We start from the raw sequence: 2,082 nt of genomic DNA on the forward strand, positions 1-2,082 counted from the left end.
GGTACCGTCGCTGTAGTGCACCGTCTCCAGTTCCCCGGCGGCGTTGTACCCGTAGGTGGTCACCACCCTGCGGGTCCAACGCCGGCTGGCCAACCGACCGGCCGGCGTCCAGTTCCACTGCACCGCACGCCCTCTACACCGCAAATCCCAGCTCGGTCACCCCAGATACGGGCAGCCCAAACGCTTGGCAATCGGCTCTAGCTCTTCCAACGACCTCGTGCCTCGGACACGGTACACCCAGGTCAACCAGTCACACACAACCTGCACTTGCTCCGGTGTCCGCATGCCAATATCCCCATATTTAAGCCCCATCAGAATGGAACACAGCCCCGTGTCCAAACCATCCGGGTCGAGCACATAGCAGACCATCCAAGCAGGCGCATAGTACGTAAACGCTCTGGGTGAAAGCAGCGCCAGCCATTCACGGATGTGAAAAATCTCCTGCAACGTCAGCGACGTCCACTTCCGCCTAGCTAGAGTGCTTTTGCTTTCCTCATCCTCGCCATAAATGTAGCTGACGTCCGGATTCAGGATCTCATCCGGACCGGGAACGGGCTCATTAGGAAATGCCTCTTTGATCCGCGCGACAAGCGCGGCTGCTTCCTCAGGGCTCATGCTTCCCTTGGCTTGCCACTTCTCATTTCCGACAAGTTCCACAGGCGATGGACCACTTGCGTTCAACGCGTCGCAAAAGACCTTTATGTCGCCTCTGCACGGTGGCAACGGAATCGCCTTCGGCAGCTCACGGACGCTCCATTTTCATGCTCCTGACAGCTCTACCCCGCCCCCCACATCGGACGAGCGATAGAGCCTCCGATGCTCGTTCACGACCTGGCTCACATTCCACGCCACAGACGCACGTGCAGCCACACGTTGCTCACCTGAATCTGTGCAATCACGGTCAAACACCCACACTGATGCCTAAATACGATCGAACCCCTCGCGCAATCAAATGGCTCCAGGCGCAGGTAGCGCCTGCCTTCGCCCAGCGCCACCACATCTTCGCGCGGTTGCATTAGCGTGGTATCATAACCATGTTCCATCAGGCAACGAACACCAACAGAAAGCGCAACCTCCTCGGTCAGGCAGTCCACCGGACGCTCGACCCGATATGCACAGTCACCCAGGTGTCTTGCATTCCGAAGAGCAACATCAAAGGCCTCAATCGCCACCCATAGAAGCAACAACACCCCGGGAGGCACAAAGCACCACGCCAATATTCTCCGCAATCCTCTTCTCACAGAAACGTCTTTATATCGAGCCACATAGCAGCCCACAACGTTCAGCAGCGCTTCGCGCCCAGCTCCGACAGTTATTCACCAGACCGTGGTAGGGCCTCAGCAGTGGTGCATTAGCCAGACAACTCCACACTTCTTCGTCGGAGGCCTCTGTCCCCCTCTTTCCCTTGCCTTTGCCGTGCTCCAACTTCTTGCCCACCTTCAGACAGGTCACGCACTTCCTTGGCGGGTATTCTTCAAGTCTCTCTTCTTCTCTCGGCATTGGTCCGGCGTCGCCTTGGTGACCCACGCCCTTCACGTGGCCTCCTGTGACTTGGAGAAAAAAGACGTGTCCGGAACATATGTTTGCCAGACCCAAGACAACCCAATCATCCCAATTCCCACCTCGCTTGCAGATGTCACGTCTACACAGGCGAATCGAACTCGGTATCGGCGGCAACGATGGCGGGATACGAGGCCATTTCCGCCTCTCCAGTCCGAGACAGTCAACATATGTCAGACCGCTATTCGAGGCCCACTGGTACTCTGCACGCTGCGGTGCGTCGTCGGATGGCTCCCGGCAAACCATGGCGGCGCTGCCCTTTGTCACCTCACGAAGCCCCGGCTCGTGAACGGGATCCCTGCTCAACCAGCGGCCTGAGGTGGGACTGTAGGGCCGGTATTCGTACAGCACCAGCCCGGTGAAGTCCTCGGCGCGCTTGGTGCTGAAACGGAAGGGATTCGATAGGGCCGCAGGACCGCTCAGGCGCAAGGGCTCGCCAAAAGGACCGTATTCGTACCGGGCGGTTTCAGTGCCGGTGGTGGCCGACACCAGGTTCCATACATTCCCGTTGCCGTCGTAGCA

3 protein-coding genes are annotated in these 2,082 nt (G+C 58.5%); all 3 read right to left on the bottom strand.

From position 1 onward, the window contains the following. Positions 1-156: 156 nt before the first annotated feature. Positions 157-615, bottom strand: a complete 459-nt coding sequence (locus ACPDIX_RS14985) for a hypothetical protein (protein WP_423432611.1) — start codon at positions 613-615, stop codon at positions 157-159. A gap of 221 nt (positions 616-836) precedes the next feature. Continuing rightward, entirely contained in the window at positions 837-1,172 is a 336-nt protein-coding gene (locus ACPDIX_RS14990; protein ID WP_423432612.1) for a hypothetical protein, read from the bottom strand. Between the two features lie 79 nt (positions 1,173-1,251). After that, positions 1,252-2,049 (bottom strand): RHS repeat domain-containing protein, encoded by a 798-nt coding sequence (locus ACPDIX_RS14995; protein ID WP_423432613.1) that lies wholly within the window; start codon positions 2,047-2,049, stop codon positions 1,252-1,254. Between the last annotated feature and the right edge of the window lie 33 nt (positions 2,050-2,082).

This window comes from Limisphaera sp. 4302-co, from assembly GCF_049537155.1.
GTDB lineage: Bacteria > Verrucomicrobiota > Verrucomicrobiia > Limisphaerales > Limisphaeraceae > Limisphaera.

Coding starts and splice junctions, on each gene's coding strand:
- ACPDIX_RS14985 (WP_423432611.1), bottom strand. CDS start 615: ATGAGCCCTGAGGAAGCAGCCGCGCTTGTCGCGCGGATCAAAGAGGCA.